We start from the raw sequence: 15,963 nt of genomic DNA, 5'->3' as shown, positions 1-15,963 counted from the left end.
ACGGACCCTCCCGGACGGGCCGACCCGCTTCCCGGGCCGGCCGGGAGCCCCCGTACGCTCGGCGCCATGGACGTACTCATCAATGTCTTCGTGGGCCTGCACATCATCGGTATCGCCTCCCTCCTGGGCGGCTTCCTGACCCAGATGAAGGCGATGAGCGCCGGCACCGCCCGCTTCGTGCCCGCGATGCTGCACGGCGCGCTGACGATGCTCGTCACAGGCGTCCTGCTGGTCGGCTTCCGCGAGATGGACGGCGGCCACGTCAACAACATCAAGATCGGCGTGAAGCTCGCCGTCCTCTTCGTGATCCTCGCCCTCGTCTACGTGAAGCGGGACGAGGAGCGGGTGGAGAAGGCGCTGTTCGGCGCGGTCGGCGGACTGACCGTGGTCAATATCTTCATCGCCGTCCTCTGGCGCTGATCCGCAAGCGCCACATCCGGTCACCTCGGATCACGTCAGAGCACTTGCGATCATCCCGTCATCCGGCCGTTACCTTCAGGTCTAGCGTCCTCCTCCAAGCACCGAGCTCCCGAGCGAGGAAGGACGTGAGGCCCTCGTGGCCAGTCACCGAAAGCCCAGGCAGCGCCCGCTCTCCCGCGGCACCGTACGGACCGCCGCCACGCTCGCCCTCGCGGGCGCTGCCACCGCCACCGCCTTCGAAGGCACCTCGCAGGCCGACCCCCAGCAGACGCCCTCCCAGGTGAAGGCCGAGGTGGACCGGCTCTACGAGGAGGCCGAGGCGGCGACCGAGCGGTACAACGGGGCGAAGGAGGAGGCCGACGAGGCGCAGCGCGCGCTCGACGGGCTGCGCGACGAGACCGCCCGCAAGACCGACCGGCTCAACACGGCCCGCAGGGCGCTCGGCTCCCTGGCCGCCGGCCAGTACCGCAGCGGCGGCCTGGGGCCCGCCATGCAGCTGGCGCTCGCCGCGGACCCGCAGGAGTACCTGGACCGGGCCTCGTTCCTCACCCGGACCGGCGACCGCAGCGCCGCCGAGATCTCCTCCGTACGGCGTCGGCTCGACGAGGTCGGCCAGCTCAGGGACCAGGCCGCCGGCCGGCTCGCCGACCTGCGCGACCGCGAGGGCGAGCTCGCCGGGTACAAGGCCACCGTCGAGGGCAAGCTCGCCGCCGCCAAGCGGCTGCTGGCCAAGCTCACCGCCGAGGAGCGGGCCGCGTACGAGGCCCAGTCGGCCGGCGCGGCCCCGGCCGGTCCGCGCGCCACGACACCCCCGGGGCCTGCGGACGGTACGCGCGCCGCCCGCGCGGTGGCGTTCGCGTACGGGGCGATCGGCAAGCCGTACGTCTGGGGCGCGACGGGACCGGGCTCCTTCGACTGCTCCGGGCTGACCCAGGCGGCCTGGCGCTCGGCCGGGGTCTCCCTCCCCCGCACCACGTACACCCAGATCAACGCCGGACAGCGCGTCTCGCGCGACCAGCTGGCCCCCGGCGACCTGGTGTTCTTCTACTCCGGCGTCACCCACGTCGGCCTGTACATCGGCAACGGCCAGATGATCCACGCCCCCCGCCCCGGCTCGACGGTCCGTGTGGCCCCGATCGACTCCATGCCCTGGGCGGGCGCCTCCCGCCCGGCGTAGGCCGGCGCCGCTCTACGGCGCCTTGACCTGCGTGCTCAGCCAGCCGAAGGTCTGCGGGATCTGCTTCGACCACGAGTCGAGGTTGTGGCCGCCGACCACCTTCTCCGCGTGCACCGTGGTCGGGTTCTGTGCGATGGCCTTGAGGTCCGTCCCGGACAGGTAGCCGTCCTGCTCGGCCCCCGACATCCACAGCGCGACGGCCGGCGGCGTGGCCGCGGCCTTGAGCAGGGCCTTCAGGTTGTGGGTGCGCCGCATCTCCGGGTCCTGGGCGACCAGCGAGGTGGGCTCCTGGCCCGGGTCGTTGTAGCCGGACAGGGAGACGGCCGCGCTGTACCGGTCGGGGTGGAGGATGCCCAGCTTGGCGGCGCAGTACGCGCCCGCCGAGTACCCGGCGACGCCCCAGGTGCGGGCCTCGTCCGACGCCCGGAAGTTGTCGACGACCATCTTGCGGACGTCGACGCTGAACCAGCTGTCCGCGTTGACCTTGCCGGGGATGTTCGCGCAGCCGGTGTCGCCGTTGCCCAGCAGCATGGCGCGCGGCGAGACCAGGATGAACGGCTGCACCTTGCCGCTCTTCATCAGCGGCTCCAGCACCTCGTGCGCCTTGAGCCCCTGGAACCAGGACTTGCCCGTCCCCGGTATGCCCGGGATCAGCTCGACCACGGGGAACTTCTTGTTCTTGAACGCCGGGTCGTCGTACTGCGGCGGGAGCCAGACCATGACCTCGCCCTTGACCCCGGAGATCTTGCCGTTGAGCTCGGTCTTCTTGACCCGGCCGCCGAGGCCGTCGACCGGCTGGAACTCCTGGAGCACCTTCGGCTCCGCCTTGACCTCCGTGGCCTTCTTCCCGCCGAGCCCGTCCGGGCCCAGGTCGGGGGCGGCGGTGACGTACTTGCCGGTGCCGAGCAGATCGCTCCAGGAGTTGTAGAAGGTCTCCTGCCGGTTCACCGCGATGAACACCAGCGCAACGGCGGTGACCTGGGCGAACAGCACCATCAGGGCGCGGGTCGACACGCGTACGACGGCGGGGCCGCGCACCTTGCTCCACACGGCCAGCGGCAGGACGACGGCGATCGCCGTGAGGGCGATCGCCGTCGCGAAGAGGGGGATCCCGGTCAAGCTCATCACGCCACCCAAGAGGGCCGCGTGACACCGCGCGGTTGCCCCCGCCCCCTGCGGCGTGGGTCACACGCGCGGCGGCGTGGGTCACACGCGCGCAGACCCGCGCGTGCTCAGACCAGGCGGCGCGCCGTCGCCCAGCGGGTCAGCTCGTGCCGGTTGGACAGCTGGAGCTTCCTGAGCACCGCCGAGACGTGCGACTCCACCGTCTTCACCGAGATGAAGAGCTGCTTGGCGATCTCCTTGTACGCGTACCCGCGCGCGATCAGCCGCAGCACCTCGCGCTCGCGCTGCGTGAGGCGGTCCAGGTCCTCGTCGACCGGCGGCGCGTCCGTCGAGGCGAAGGCGTCGAGCACGAAGCCCGCGAGGCGCGGCGAGAACACCGCGTCCCCCTCCTGCACCCGGAAGATCGAGTCCACCAGGTCCGTCCCGGTGATCGTCTTGGTGACGTACCCGCGCGCGCCGCCCCGGATGACCCCGATGACGTCCTCGGCCGCGTCCGACACCGACAGGGCCAGGAACCGCACCGGGTCCTCGGCCGCCGACATCAGCGGGGCGCAGCGCCGCAGCACCTCGACCCCGCCGCCGCCGGGCAGGTGCACGTCCAGCAGGACCACCTCGGGCCGCGTGGCGGTGATGACGGTGACGGCCTGGTCGACGTCGGCCGCCTCGCCGACGACCTCGACGCCGGTCCGGGCGGTCTCGCCGATCTCGGCCTGGACGCCCGTACGGAACATCCGGTGGTCGTCGACGAGCACCACCCGAACGTTCCTGGCCACTCCCCCGCTGCCGGTCTCTTCGGTCATGCTGCGTTCGCCGCCCTCTCCATCTCCAGCTCGACTTCGGTGCCGCCGTCGGGCGCGGACCGCAGCCGTGCGGTCCCGCCGTTGCGCTGCATCCGGCCGATGATCGATTCTCGTACGCCCATGCGGTCGTCCGGTACCGCGTCGATGTCGAAGCCCGGTCCGCGGTCCCGTACGGACACGAACACCGTCAGCCCCTCCACCTCGGCGTACACCTGCACCGGCCCTCCCTCGCCACCGTACTTGGCGGCGTTGACCATCGCCTCGCGCGCGGCCTGGATCTGTGCGGCGAGCTTCTCGTCCAGCGGGCAGTCGCCGACCACGACCACCTCGATGGGGACGCCGTGGTGGTCCTCCACGTCGGCGGCCGTCTTCTTGACGGCCTCCGCGAGGGTGGCCGGCTCCTCTGCCTCGTCCTTGCCGGTGCCCTCCGGCTTGTACAGCCAGTTCCGCAGCTCCCGCTCCTGGGCGCGGGCGAGCCGCCGCACCTCGCCCACGTCCTCCGCGTTGCGCTGGATCAGGGTGAGCGTGTGCAGCACCGAGTCGTGCACGTGGGCGGCGACCTCGGCGCGTTCCTGGGCCCGGATGCGCATCAGGCGCTCCTCGGAGAGGTCCTGGGTCATCCGGATCAGCCAGGGCCCGGCGAGCAGGGCGATGCCGACGAGGACGGCGAGCGCTGCGGTCAGGACGTTGCCGAGCTGCGCCGCGGAGCCGCGTACGACGATGAAGACGGTCAGGCCCACGCCGACCAGTGCGACCCCGGCGAACCCGCGGGCCATCTGCAGGAGGCGGGCATTGCGCCCGCCTGCGGCGCCCCAGTGGGCGCGGCGGGCGTTGTCGGCCTGCCGCCATACGAGGACCACCCCGGCGCCGACCAGCAGCGTCGGCCAGACGTAACGCCCGGACGCGCCCCCGGCCTGGACCTTCGAGATGAAGATCCCGGCGCCGATGCACAGGGCGATGAGCGCGGTGATCTGTCCCTTGTCGGGCTTGCGCAGGCGCCGGCTGCCGTCGGGGAGCGCCTCGAAGAAGGAGCGGTGGCCGGTGCGGCCGCCGACGCCCAGCGGTACGAAGACCCAGAACGCGGCGTAGAGCAGGACGCCCAGCCCGTCGCCCCACATGAACAGGCCGAGGAAGGCGAGCCGGACCCAGATGACGGGCAGCCCGAGGTGCCCGGCGAGACCGCGCGCGACACCGCCGAGCATCCGGCCGTCGGCGCTGCGGTAGAGCCTGCGCTGCGGCGTTTCGTCGGCTTCTGCTGCGTGCGGGGGACGGGGGGCGGCGGAGACGGGCATGTTCCTGATGGTCACACGCGCGCGGCCCGCGTGGCATCAGGGCATCCCCCCAGTTCTGTAGGGGGGATATCAGGGTTGTGCCAGGGTCGGGCCCGGTGCCGCGGGGCGCGGCGGCCGGTCACCATGGATCCATGACCAAGCACGACTCCTCGCCGTCGCCGGCCGCTGCCGGCGCGGCACCGCCGCCGGGCGCCGCCGACCGGCCATCCCTGCGCCGCAGCAAGCGCGACAAGGTCCTCGCGGGCGTGTGCGGCGGCCTCGGCCGGTACTTCGACCTGGACCCGGCGATCTTCCGGATCGTCCTCGGCGTCCTCGCGGTCACCGGCGGCGTCGGCCTGATCTTCTACGGCTTCGCCTGGCTGCTGCTGCCGGTGGAGGGCGAGGACGACAGCGAGGCGAAGAAGCTGCTGACGGGCCGGGTCGAGGGCGCCACCCTGGCCGCGGTGTTCGCGGCCCTGGTCGGCTGCGCGCTGTTCCTGTCGATGCTGGACAACGGCGGACTGGCCGTGTTCTCCGTGCTGGTCATCCTGGCCCTCGGCGGGGCCTCGTACTGGTCGCAGCGCCGCCGCAGCACCGCCGCCCCCGAGGCGGAGCCCCAGGCGGCCCACCGCCCGGGCCCGCCGGAGACCCAGGCTCCGCCCGTGCCCGGCGCCCCCTCCTGGTGGCGGGACCCGCTGGTCAAGGACGGCACCACGGGCCCCGTCGGGGCCACCGGATACCTGTGGGGCCCGGACGACTCCGCCGAGGCGGGCGCCGTCCCGGCCACCGCGGGCGGCAAGGGCGCGGCGGGGCCCGGGCGGGCCGCCGCCCCGAGGGTCCCGCGCGGCGGCATCGGGGGGCGGGTGTTCGTCCTGGCCCTGCTGGCCGGGGGCGCCGCCACCGCCTCGGTCTGGCAGGGCAGCACCCTCTCGCACGCGCTGCAGATCGGGCTCGCCTCGGCCCTTGCGGTCTTCGGTCTCGGCCTCGCGGTCAGCTCGGTCAAGGGCCGCACCGGCTTCGGCACCGTCCTGCTCGCGATGATCACCACGGGGCTGCTCGCCGGGGCCTCCGCGCTGCCCCGCGAGATCGGCACCGACTGGAAGGCCGTGGAATGGCGGCCGGCCGCGGTGGCCGACGTCAGACCCCTGTACACGGCGGGCACCGGGCTGGCCACGCTGGACCTGAGCCGGCTGGACGTGCCGAAGGGCACCACCCTGTCCGTACGCGCCACCGCGGAGGCGGGCCGGCTCAAGGTGATCGTGCCCCGCGAGGTCACCGCGCGGGCCGACGTCTCGGTCAGGCTGGGCGACATCCGCCTGCCCGGGGACACGAGTCAGAACGTACGCATCAAGAGCGGCGGCGAAACCCAGCAGGCGACCCTCGGGCCGCCCGCCGGCACCGAGGCCGGGGGAACGATCGAGCTGCACCTGAACGCGGGTGTGGGACAAGTGGAGGTGGCCCGTGCGGCGTCATGAGTTCCAGCCCGGACGGCTGCTGGCGGGCCTGGTCCTGGTGGCCGCGGGCGTGCTGTACCTGCTCGACGCGACCGGCGAGGCCGACCTCCCCTGGTTCCTGGTCATCCCGATGACCATGGGCGGGCTCTGCCTGGCCGCGCTGGTCGGGACGGTGACCTACGCCGTACGCCGGGACCGGCGCGACCGGATCACCGAGTCCAGCGACAGGTAGGGCGCCCCGGCCAGGATCATCGGGATCCAGGCCATCAGGTAGATCAGGTCGTTGCCGTAGTAGTACGGGGACACCTGCCAGGACACCGTGAGCCACAGGCTGAGCGAGATCAGCGCTCCGCCGGTGGCCGCGATCCGGGTCAGCAGGCCGGCCAGGACGCCGAGGCCCACCAGGAGTTCCCCGGTGGCGAGCACCACGGCGAAACCGACGGGCGAGAGCAGGGCCCAGTCGACCAGGGCGGGGATCGCGGAGGTGTCGCGCACGCCGTGCATCTGCTCGCCGATGGAGCCGGGGCCGGCGGCGGACAGGAACGCGGAGTCGGTCAGCTTGTCCAGGCCCGCGTAGACGAAGGTCACGCCGAGGAAGATCCGCAGCGGCAGCAGGGCGTACCGGGCAGCCTGTTCCCGCAGTCCGGAAGGGCCGGAAGTGCCGGCGGAAGGGACATCAGTTCGGGTCACGCCCCATGTGTACCCCGTTCACTCGGCCACGTCGATGGTGCAGCGGTTGGATTCCACTCCGGCGGCCGTGACCACCTGGACCTCGATGCGCCCGGGTTCCACTTCCGCCGGGACCGGCACCGTCAGGACCGAGTCCGAGGGGTTGGTGAACCCGCCCGAGACCGGCACCAGCGGCACGTGCACGTGCACCGCCCCGACCCGTACGACCAGCCGGGCCAGCATCTGCGGCGTCTGCGCCCCCGGCGGCACGAAGCCCACGCCGCGGATCTCGATGTCGTCGCCCGGCCGGATGGCCGCGTCGAGGTCGCCCGGCTCCCGTCTGCGGACCACCGACAGGATCAGCGGACGGGTCACCTCCGCGTACTTCGCCGCCAGGTACACCGCCGCCGACAGGGCAACCAGCATGGCCAGCGCCCACGGCAGCCGCGGCAGCCGGTCCGGGAACCGGGCCATCGAGACCGCCGCGAAGGCCAGCACGACCGTGGAGACCAGCACGTACTGGGCGTCCGGGAAGCTACCGTGGCCCGCGTCGTCCGTCAGCAGGTCCGCCCCGCGCGGCCGGTCCGCCGGCAGCTTCTGCATCCGCTGGCCCATGATCCGTACGGTGACCACCCGGCGCACCAGCACCGCCACGGCGGAGGTCAGCGCGACCACCGCCAGCAGCGGCAGCGCCCGGCCCAGCGCCAGTCCCGCGTACAGCGCCTGCCGCTCGGGCCCGGGCGAGGAGGCCGCCAGCCGCAGCGCGGGCAGCAGCGCGGCGAACGCCGTCAGCACCACCCACGCGGTCGGCACCGCCTTCGAGGTGGACAGCCGGTTGTCCTCCCCGACCAGCGGGGCGAGCAGCCCGCCGCGCAGCGACTGGGCGCGGGCGGCGACCGTGAGCAGCCCGGCCAGGACCACCGCCGCGAGCAGCCCGGCGGTACGCGCCGTGGACCAGCCGGTGCCGACCGCGGTGCCGACCTGTACCAGCAGCAGCACTCCGGCGGCGATCCACACGGCGAGCACGGCCCGCCGGGAGAACAGGTACAGCCAGGAGTTGCCGGCCTCCCGGCCCCGGTCGGCGACCGTACGGGCCGACAGGGTCAGTTCGTCGGAGACCCACTGCCGGGACGCCCCGGCGGACCGGGCCACCGCCGCCGGCAGGCCCTGGCCCGCGGCGAACTCGTCCCTCTTCTCCGTGAACGCGGCGACCGCGCGCCGGTGCCCCTCCTGAGCGCCGTGCGGGCAGTCGTCGCAGGTGCAGGTGCCGCCGTGGGTGCTTCGGGACATCTCTTGGACAGCCACGTGCGTGCCGCCTCTCTGAACTACGGTGCGATGCCAGCGAATTGTGCACCACTGCGGCAGTGCTCCGGATTGCGCACGATGTCAGAGCAGGTGATTAACCGTTCATGATGTTGACGTCACCCGCCCGGCCCAGTCCCGCGTCACGGGGCGACGGTCTGCCAGAGGGGCTGGTAGCTGACCCAGGCGGCGAGATCCGTGCCGAACCGCTCCCGCGCCGCGACCGCGCTGCGGTGGTCGATCGGCACCGGCTTCCCGGCGGCCCGCGCGATCAGCTGCACCTGCGCCGCGCGCTCCGCCGCGACGAACCACCAGGCCGCCGCGTCCACCGAGGCGCCGACCGTCAGCAGCCCGCGGTTGCGCAGGACCAGCGCCTTGTACGGGCCCAGGGCGCGGGCGATCGGCCCCGAGTCCTCCGGCCCGGCGAACCCGTCCAGGAGTGCGTGGTCCTCGTAGAAGGCGCAGGCCTCCTCGCTGATCGGGGCGAGCAAGTCCCCGAGCGCGGCCAGCGCCCTGCCGTACGGGGCGTGCGTGTGCACCACGGCGACCGCCTCGGGGCGGGCCCGGTGCACGGCCGCGTGCACCGCGAACGCCAGCCCGTTGACCCGCCGCTCCCCCTGCCGCACGTGCCCGTCCCCGTCGACGAGGAGCAGGTCGTCGGCGGTGAGTGCGGACAGGGCCTGCCCGAAGGGGTTCACCCAGTAGCAGTCCTCGAACTCCGGGTCCCGCGCGCTGGCATGACCGGCGACGCCCTCCTCGTACCCGAGCCGCCCGAACAGCCGCAGCGCCCCGGCCAGCCGCTCCTTGCGGTGGGCGCGGGCCGCCTCGACGGTGGCGTGCACGGGCGGCAGGTCGAAACCGAGCCGCTCCACGGGCACGGGTACAGGCTGGTCCGGCTGCATAACGGTCCCCTCCTCGGTCGGTTCGCGGCGCAAGGTACCCGCAGGGCACGCAACTGGCCAGAGGAACGGCGAAGCCGCCGCCCCAGCGGGGGCGGCGGCTTCAGCGGGGGCGCGCGGCCCAGGGGGCGCGCGGCGTGTGGGGGTTGAAGAGACTACTCCCACTCGGTGACTCCTCCCCCTCGCGCACGAGGGGGCTTCTCACTTGGGGTCGAAACCCCTCATGACGGCCAAGCCCTGACCGCTGCCGAAGCAGGACCGAAGCGTACTACGCCGCTTCTCGGCTGCGGCATCATTCCCACTCGATGGTGCCCGGGGGCTTGCTCGTGCAGTCGAGGACGACGCGGTTCACGTCCGGCACCTCGTTGGTGATGCGGGTGGAGATCCGCGCGAGCACCTCGTACGGCATGCGCGTCCAGTCCGCGGTCATCGCGTCCTCGGAGGAGACGGGGCGCAGCACGATCGGGTGGCCGTAGGTGCGGCCGTCGCCCTGGACGCCGACGCTGCGGACGTCCGCGAGCAGGACGACCGGGGACTGCCAGATCTCGCGGTCCAGGCCGGCCGCGGTCAGCTCGTGGCGGGCGATGGCGTCGGCCTCGCGGAGCAGGTCCAGGCGGTCCTTGGTGACCTCGCCGACGATGCGGATGCCAAGGCCGGGGCCCGGGAAGGGCTGGCGCTGGACGATCTCGTCGGGCAGGCCGAGCTCCTGGCCGACCATCCGGACCTCGTCCTTGAACAGCTGGCGCAGCGGCTCGACGAGCTCGAACTCGATGTCGTCGGGGAGGCCGCCCACGTTGTGGTGGGACTTGATGTTCGCGGTGCCGGTGCCGCCGCCGGACTCGACGACGTCGGGGTACAGGGTGCCCTGGACGAGGAAGGCGACCGCGGGGCCGTCCTCCTGGAGGATCTCCAGCTGGGCCTGCTCGAAGACGCGGATGAACTCGCGACCGATGATCTTCCGCTTGGTCTCCGGGTCGGAGACGCCGGCGAGCGCGCTCAGGAAGCGCTCCTGCGCGTCGACGACCTTCAGCTGCACGCCGGTGGCGGCGACGAAGTCCTTCTCGACCTGCTCGGTCTCGCCCTTGCGCATCAGGCCGTGGTCGACGTACACGCAGGTCAGCTGGGAGCCGATGGCCTTCTGGACGAGGGCCGCGGCGACCGCGGAGTCCACGCCGCCGGAGAGGCCGCAGATGGCGCGCTTGTCGCCGACCTGCTCGCGGATGGCCGCGATCTGCTCCTCGACGATGTTGCCGGTGGTCCAGGTGGGCTCGAGGCCGGCGCCGCGGTAGAGGAAGTGCTCGAGGACCTGCTGGCCGTGCGTGGAGTGCATCACCTCGGGGTGGTACTGCACGCCGTACAGCTGCTTCTCGTCGTTCTCGAAGGCCGCGACCGGGACGACGTTCGTCGACGCGGTGACGGTGAAGCCCTCGGGGGCGGCGGAGCAGGCGTCGCCGTGCGACATCCACACCGACTGGTTCACGGGGGTGCCCTCGAACAGCGTCGAGCCGGCCTTGGAGACGGCGAGCGGCGTACGGCCGTACTCGCGGGCGCCGGTGTTGTCGACGGTGCCGCCGAGGGTGGTCGCCATCAGCTGGAAGCCGTAGCACATGCCGAAGACCGGGACCCCGGACTCGAACAGGGCGCGGGCCTCGTCCAGGCGCGGGGCACCCTCCTCGTACACGGAGGACGGGCCGCCGGAGAGGATGATCGCCTTGGGGTTCTTGGCCAGCATCTCGGCCACGGGCATCGTGCTGGGCACGATCTCGCTGTAGACCCGTGCCTCGCGGACGCGGCGGGCGATGAGCTGGGCGTACTGGGCGCCGAAGTCGACGACGAGAACCGTGTCCGGGGCGCTGTCGTGGGCGGCGGAGGGTGCTTCTGGCACGGGGCGGCCTTCCGGCGGAAGAGGGTGGCTGTTTTGTCGATTCTACCGGTGGCGCAGGCCGCCGGTTTGTCGCACCATCCGAGGCCCACGTCACCGTGACGCCCCGCGACCCAGCCGTCACAGCGCCCGCCGCGCCTCCCCGATGACGCGCTGGGCATCGGCCCCGTACACGGCGGATTCCCGCAGGGTGTTCCAGACCCGGAGGTGGGTGGCGACACTGTCGGCGTCGTCCAGCCACAGCTCGGCGTGCCAGGTCTCCACGATGACCTGCCGGTCGTCGTACATCCAGAACCCGGTGGCCGGGGGGATCCTCAGCGCCGCCCCGAAGGGGACGATCCCGAGCTCCACGGTGTCGAGCCCGGTCACCCCGAGCAGACGGTCGAGCTGAGCGGCGAGCACGGCGGGCGGACAGATCCGGTCACGCGGACGGCCGGGCCGTCTCACGATCCGGGCCGGGTTGGCCCGGGAGGGGGCGGGCGGCCATAATCCAGTCCATGCGCAAGCAGCTGAGCTTCCTCTTTACCTATGGCACCGGCCGGTCCGGTCGCCATGGGTCCTCGTGATGCTCGCTTGAGCCGCTGACTTCCCAGAGCGCCCCGGTCCGACAGGACCGGGGCGCTCTGGCGTTTCCGCTCCTGCCGGCACTACCCCCAGGAGTAAGAACATGACCGTGACCACCACCCCCGCGCAGCTGATCGCCGAGTCCCGCCGGCGCATCGACGCCATCGACGACCGGATCATCGGCCTGATCCAGGAGCGGATGGCCGTCTCGACCGTCATCCAGGAGGCCCGGATCTCCTCGGGAGGCCGCCGGGTGAACCTCTCGCGCGAGATGGAGGTGCTCGAGCACTGGCGCGATGCCCTCGGGAAGCCCGGTACCACGCTCGCCATGACCCTGCTGGAACTGTGCCGCGGCCGCGTCTGACGCCTGTTCGTCACTCGTCCGGACCGTGACCGGCCCCTGAAGGGCTTCGTTGGTGTGGATGGCCGCGTCAGCCAGGCGCGGGACCAAGCACCACGCGTGGCTCCGCCGGAGCGATGAGACGTACGGCCCGTCGGGGACGTGCGTCGTGGGACCTCGCTCCTTCGCGTGACCGGACGGCAGGGGACAGCAGCCCGGTCACCCCGGAAAAGGACGGCCGGCCCAGGGGACGCCCCGGGCCGGCCGTTCTGTCTCTTCGACCGCGCCTACGCGTGCCCGCCGGACCGGCGGCGCACCCCCACGTACAGCGCACCGCCGACGGCCACGGCCGCCAGCGCGCCCAGCGCGACCGGGCCGACGGAGCTGCCGGTCGAGGCCAGGTTGCCGCCCGTAGCGCCCGCGGCGGTGGTGGAGGACGACGCCGTCGGCGTGGCCGAGGCGGACGCGGACGCGGACGGCGACGGCGAGACGGAGGCCGAGGTGCTCGGGTTCGGGCTCGTGCCGCCCTTGACCTCGACCACGAACGCGGCCTGCGCGTTGCCCGCGACCGGGTCGAAGGCGAGCGGCTTGGTACCGCCCGCGACCGGCGCTCCGACGGTGACCGAGCCCTTGGCGTTCGCCACGGCCTTCTCGATCTTCATCGCGAACCGGTCGGCGTACGTACCGGGGACGTCCGCGAACAGTCCGCCGTCGCAGAAGTAGCGGGGCGCGCCCAGCTGCTCCGCGCGGTCGCTCCCGTCGACGTTGACCGCGCGACAGTTCCGGGGCACGTCCGTGACCTGCACGCCGGCCGGCATCACGATGTCGGTACGGGCCACGCTCTCACCCGAGCGCAGGTGGCTGATCACGGCCGGGCCCTTGTTGCGGAAACCGAGGTCGGCCACGACCGTGTCGCCCACCTTGCCGGAGGGCGAGGCGGTGACCGCCTCGAAGTCGGCCCGGGCGCCCTTGGCGGTGAACTCGAAGCTGCGCTCGTTGTCACCGGGGTTGAGGTCGGTGTTCTCTGCGCGCCTGGCGCCCCGCGGGGCCGGGTCGGAGTCCGTGACCGGAACCGCGGCCGACGCCTTGACCAGCTTCAGCTTCTTGCCGGTGGGCGGCTTGCCCTCGGGCGCGTCCTTGCCCGGCGCCGGGTCGGGGACGACCCCGTACCGCAGCCGGTCCTGGTAGGCCCGCTCGGTCGTCTTCAGGTGCAGCGGGGAGTCGGGGGCGAGCTGGTAGGACTCGCCGGGCAGGAACTCGCCCTCGACGAGGCAGACCGTGGTGGCGCCCCCGCCGCCGTGGTCCTGCCGCCGGCAGTTGTCGTACGTCTCCGCCGGCTCCAGGCCGGCCGAGGCGTCCAGCTCCAGCGCCACCGACTTGGCGGGCAGCGTGCCCCGGTTCGCGAACGCGAGCGGGAGGTCCTGCTGCTCGCCCGCCGTCACGTCGGCCCGGGGCTTCAGCTCGCCCAGGTACAGGTCGGGGCCGCCGACGGTCAGCTTGGTGGTGACGGGCGTGACGCTCGCCCCCGTCACCTTGCCGGTGACGGCGATCTCACCGCTCGCGCCGTTCTTGCTGTCCTTGGCGGCGGAGACGAGCAGGTCGAAGCTGTTGCCGTTCCCGCCGGTCCCGACCGACAGGCCCTGCTGCCTGCAGACGATCGCGGTGGCGCTCGTGGTGCAGTTCGGCCTGGGCTTGGCCGGGTCGAGCCGGACCGACGCCACCCCGGCGACCTTGGTCAGGTCGACGGTGACGGTGAACTCGCCCGGGAAGCTGTTGCCGGGGCCCACGTAGGCCAGGTCGTAGCGAAGGCTCCGCTCCTTCGAGGCGCCCGAATCCGGGTACGGCTGGAGCACCTGGGCGGAGGGGCCGCCGAGCGGGAAGGCCGGTTCCGCGGCGAGCGCGGGGGCGGCCGCGCCGAGGCTCAGCGTCGCCAACCCCGTAGCTGCCAAAAGGGAGATGCGCTTGTCCATGAAGATCGAGACCGCCGGGAGCGGCTCACAGTTGCACGCTTGGCGGCGTGACGGGCATCACATGCAACCATCCGGACTGATCACCTGTCACTTAGGTACGCGGCGGCGGGTTCTGCGCTCGGAGGGGGAGCGCAGAACCCGCCGCCGCGTACACGTGTCACGGTGCCTCACGCCTTCTTCGGCACCTCCGGCACCGGCAGCAGCAAGGGCAGCCGCAAGGCGCCGAACGCCTCCTTCGGAACCGCCGGACGGACCGGTTCCACCGCCGCCAGCCGGGTGTAGGCCCCGCCCTGCTCCGGTCGCGGGTCCTGCTCGCCCTTGTTCGGCCAGTACGACATCGCCCGCTCCGCCTGCGCCGTGATCGTCAGCGACGGGTTCACCCCGAGGTTCGCGGAGACCGCCGAGCCGTCCACCACCGAGATGCCCGGGTGCCCGTACAGCCGGTGGTACGGGTCCACCACGCCCTCCTCGGCGGAGGCGCCGATCGGGCAGCCGCCGAGGAAGTGCGCGGTCAGAGGGGTGCCCATCAGCTCGCCGATGTTGCTGCCCGGGAAGCCGTTGATCTCCTCGGCCAGCAGGGTGGCCGCCTCGGTGGCCTCCTTGATCTGCACCGGGTTCGGCGCGCCGTGCCCCTGGCGGGCGGTGAGCAGGCCCTTCCCGAGGCCGCCGGGCTTGCGGTACGTCGTCAGCGAATTGTCCAGCGACTGCATGACGAGGCCGATGATCGTCCGCTCCGACCAGCGACGGTTGGACAGCGAGCGCGCCAGCTGCACCGGGTGCTTCGCGGTCCGGGCGAACCAGGCCCGGACCCGGTGCCTGCTGAACGGCACCTGGAGGACGGTCATGAACCCCATGGCGTTGGAGCCCTTGCCGTAGCGGACGGGCTCGATGTGGGTGTCGGCGTCGGGGTGCACGGACGAGGTGATCGCCACGCCCCGGGTGAAGTCGGCGCGCTGCTCCTTGCCGGGGCCCGCGCCGTGCCGTCTGCGGTAGCGGCGGTCGTCGGTCTGCGCGCCGACCAGGCCCTCCGAGTTGGTCCGGGTCAGCTCGCCGAGCCGCTCCGAGATCCGCGGGAGCAGCCCGTTGTCCTTCATGGTGTGCAGCAGGGTCTGGGTGCCGTAGGTGCCCGCCGCGACGACGACGTACCGGGCGCGCAGCTCCTTGGCGGCGCCCCGGCGGCGCGCATCGGTGGGGACGGTGCGGATCCGGTGGCCGCCGTCGGGGTGCTCGGCGAGCGCAGTGACGGTGGTCATCGGGTGGATGACGGCGCCGGCGCGCTCGGCGAGGTGGAGGTAGTTCTCGTTCAGGGTGTTCTTCGCGCCGTGGCGGCAGCCGGTCATGCACTCGCCGCACTCGGTGCAGGCCCTGCGGGCGGGGCCGGCGCCGCCGAAGTACGGGTCGGGGACCTCCTGGCCGGGGCGGGCCTCGCAGCCGCCCTCGGCATCCGCGCCGTCGCCGAAGAAGACGCCGACCGGGGCCATGTGGAAGGAGTCCCCGACGCCCATCTTCTCGGCGGCGGCCTTCAGATGGACGTCGGAGGGGGTCAGCGTGGGGTTGAGGCGTACGCCGAGCATCCGCTTGGCCTGGTCGTAGTACGGGGCGAGTTCCTCGCGCCAGTCGGTGATGGACGCCCACTGCCGGTCCTCGAAGAAGGCGGTGGGCGGCACGTACAGGGTGTTGGCGTAGTTGAGCGAGCCGCCGCCCACCCCGGCGCCCGCGAGCACCATCACGTTGCCGAGCAGGTGGATGCGCTGGATCCCGTACAGCCCGAGGGCCGGGGCCCACAGGTAGTTCCGCAGGTCCCAGCTGTTGCGGGGCAGGCTCTCGCGGGTGAACCGGCGTCCGGCCTCCAGGACGCCGACCCGGTACCCCTTCTCGGTCAGCCGCAGCGCCGAGACCGACCCTCCGAAGCCCGATCCGATGACGATGACGTCGTAGTCGTAATCGTGGTCGTACGACACTGCTTGTGCCTCCCGGTTGGGTCCTGGCGTGTCTAGTGCTGTGGCCGGAAAGGTTTGCCGGGGCGCGGCGTCCGGTGCGGTGCATCGCAAGGCGGAGGGCCGCGGCTCGTACTGGACGTACTTGCGCGG

The 15,963-nt window shown here is 72.7% G+C and carries 13 protein-coding genes and 2 pseudogenes; 5 read left to right on the top strand and 10 right to left on the bottom strand.

What is annotated here, in order from left to right; all coding sequences use genetic code 11:
* Positions 1–66: 66 nt before the first annotated feature.
* Positions 67–420: a hypothetical protein gene (locus IF09_RS0100075; RefSeq protein ID WP_030290591.1), complete on the top strand. Its 354-nt coding sequence runs from the start codon at positions 67–69 to the stop codon at positions 418–420.
* A 136-nt stretch (positions 421–556) separates the two neighbouring features.
* A complete protein-coding gene (locus IF09_RS0100070; protein ID WP_030290589.1) occupies positions 557–1,597 on the top strand; it encodes a C40 family peptidase in 1,041 nt (346 codons plus the stop codon).
* Positions 1,598–1,609: 12 nt separating this feature from the next.
* On the opposite strand, the gene IF09_RS0100065 is transcribed toward IF09_RS0100070, so the two are convergent.
* The 3 genes from IF09_RS0100065 to IF09_RS0100055 form a co-directional block, all read right to left on the bottom strand.
* The gene (locus tag IF09_RS0100065) at positions 1,610–2,722 is read right to left on the bottom strand and encodes an alpha/beta hydrolase (protein WP_030290585.1); all 1,113 of its coding nucleotides are present in this window, start codon (positions 2,720–2,722) and stop codon (positions 1,610–1,612) included.
* Between the two features lie 107 nt (positions 2,723–2,829).
* Positions 2,830–3,522, bottom strand: a complete 693-nt coding sequence (locus IF09_RS0100060; RefSeq protein ID WP_030290583.1) for a LuxR C-terminal-related transcriptional regulator — start codon at positions 3,520–3,522, stop codon at positions 2,830–2,832.
* A complete protein-coding gene (locus IF09_RS0100055; RefSeq protein WP_030290580.1) occupies positions 3,519–4,814 on the bottom strand; it encodes an ATP-binding protein in 1,296 nt (431 codons plus the stop codon). Before IF09_RS0100055 ends, IF09_RS0100060 begins: the two co-directional genes overlap by 4 nt.
* Positions 4,815–4,945: 131 nt before the next feature.
* Here IF09_RS0100055 and IF09_RS0100050 point away from each other — a divergent pair, with 131 nt between their 5' ends.
* Together IF09_RS0100050 and IF09_RS0100045 are read left to right on the top strand one after the other, a co-directional pair.
* The gene (locus IF09_RS0100050) at positions 4,946–6,268 is read left to right on the top strand and encodes a PspC domain-containing protein (RefSeq protein WP_030290578.1); all 1,323 of its coding nucleotides are present in this window, start codon (positions 4,946–4,948) and stop codon (positions 6,266–6,268) included.
* Positions 6,255–6,479, top strand: coding sequence for a hypothetical protein (locus IF09_RS0100045; RefSeq protein WP_037633556.1), 225 nt, complete (start codon positions 6,255–6,257; stop codon positions 6,477–6,479). Before IF09_RS0100050 ends, IF09_RS0100045 begins: the two co-directional genes overlap by 14 nt.
* Here IF09_RS0100045 and IF09_RS0100040 read toward each other — a convergent pair.
* The 5 genes and pseudogenes from IF09_RS0100040 to IF09_RS0100020 form a co-directional block, all read right to left on the bottom strand.
* A complete protein-coding gene (locus IF09_RS0100040) occupies positions 6,425–6,937 on the bottom strand; it encodes a DoxX family membrane protein (RefSeq protein WP_030290574.1) in 513 nt (170 codons plus the stop codon). The genes IF09_RS0100045 and IF09_RS0100040 overlap by 55 nt on opposite strands.
* Before the next feature lie 18 nt (positions 6,938–6,955).
* The gene (locus IF09_RS0100035) at positions 6,956–8,206 is read right to left on the bottom strand and encodes a hypothetical protein (RefSeq protein ID WP_418953005.1); all 1,251 of its coding nucleotides are present in this window, start codon (positions 8,204–8,206) and stop codon (positions 6,956–6,958) included.
* A 155-nt stretch (positions 8,207–8,361) separates the two neighbouring features.
* Positions 8,362–9,120 carry a class II aldolase/adducin family protein gene (locus tag IF09_RS0100030; protein WP_030290570.1) on the bottom strand — a complete coding sequence of 253 codons (759 nt, stop codon included), beginning with the start codon at positions 9,118–9,120 and terminating at the stop codon, positions 8,362–8,364.
* Positions 9,121–9,409: 289 nt separating this feature from the next.
* Positions 9,410–11,002, bottom strand: a complete 1,593-nt coding sequence (gene guaA / locus IF09_RS0100025; RefSeq protein WP_030290568.1) for a glutamine-hydrolyzing GMP synthase — start codon at positions 11,000–11,002, stop codon at positions 9,410–9,412.
* 117 nt (positions 11,003–11,119) lie between these two features.
* A pseudogene (locus IF09_RS0100020) lies at positions 11,120–11,416 on the bottom strand (Scr1 family TA system antitoxin-like transcriptional regulator); the annotation flags it as partial.
* A gap of 214 nt (positions 11,417–11,630) precedes the next feature.
* Between IF09_RS0100020 and IF09_RS0100015 the strand changes: the two are divergent.
* A pseudogene (locus IF09_RS0100015) lies at positions 11,631–11,927 on the top strand (chorismate mutase); the annotation flags it as partial.
* 263 nt (positions 11,928–12,190) lie between these two features.
* Here the strand turns inward: IF09_RS0100015 and IF09_RS0100010 are convergent.
* Both IF09_RS0100010 and IF09_RS0100005 read right to left on the bottom strand, forming a co-directional pair.
* Positions 12,191–13,873: a hypothetical protein gene (locus IF09_RS0100010; protein WP_030290562.1), complete on the bottom strand. Its 1,683-nt coding sequence runs from the start codon at positions 13,871–13,873 to the stop codon at positions 12,191–12,193.
* A gap of 167 nt (positions 13,874–14,040) precedes the next feature.
* Positions 14,041–15,834, bottom strand: a complete 1,794-nt coding sequence (locus IF09_RS0100005; protein ID WP_037633552.1) for a GMC oxidoreductase — start codon at positions 15,832–15,834, stop codon at positions 14,041–14,043.
* Between the last annotated feature and the right edge of the window lie 129 nt (positions 15,835–15,963).

The sequence above is a fragment of the Streptomyces katrae genome, from assembly GCF_000717655.1.
In the GTDB taxonomy this organism is placed as follows: domain Bacteria; phylum Actinomycetota; class Actinomycetes; order Streptomycetales; family Streptomycetaceae; genus Streptomyces; species Streptomyces katrae_B.
This window is presented reverse-complemented; position numbering and strand designations above follow the sequence as displayed.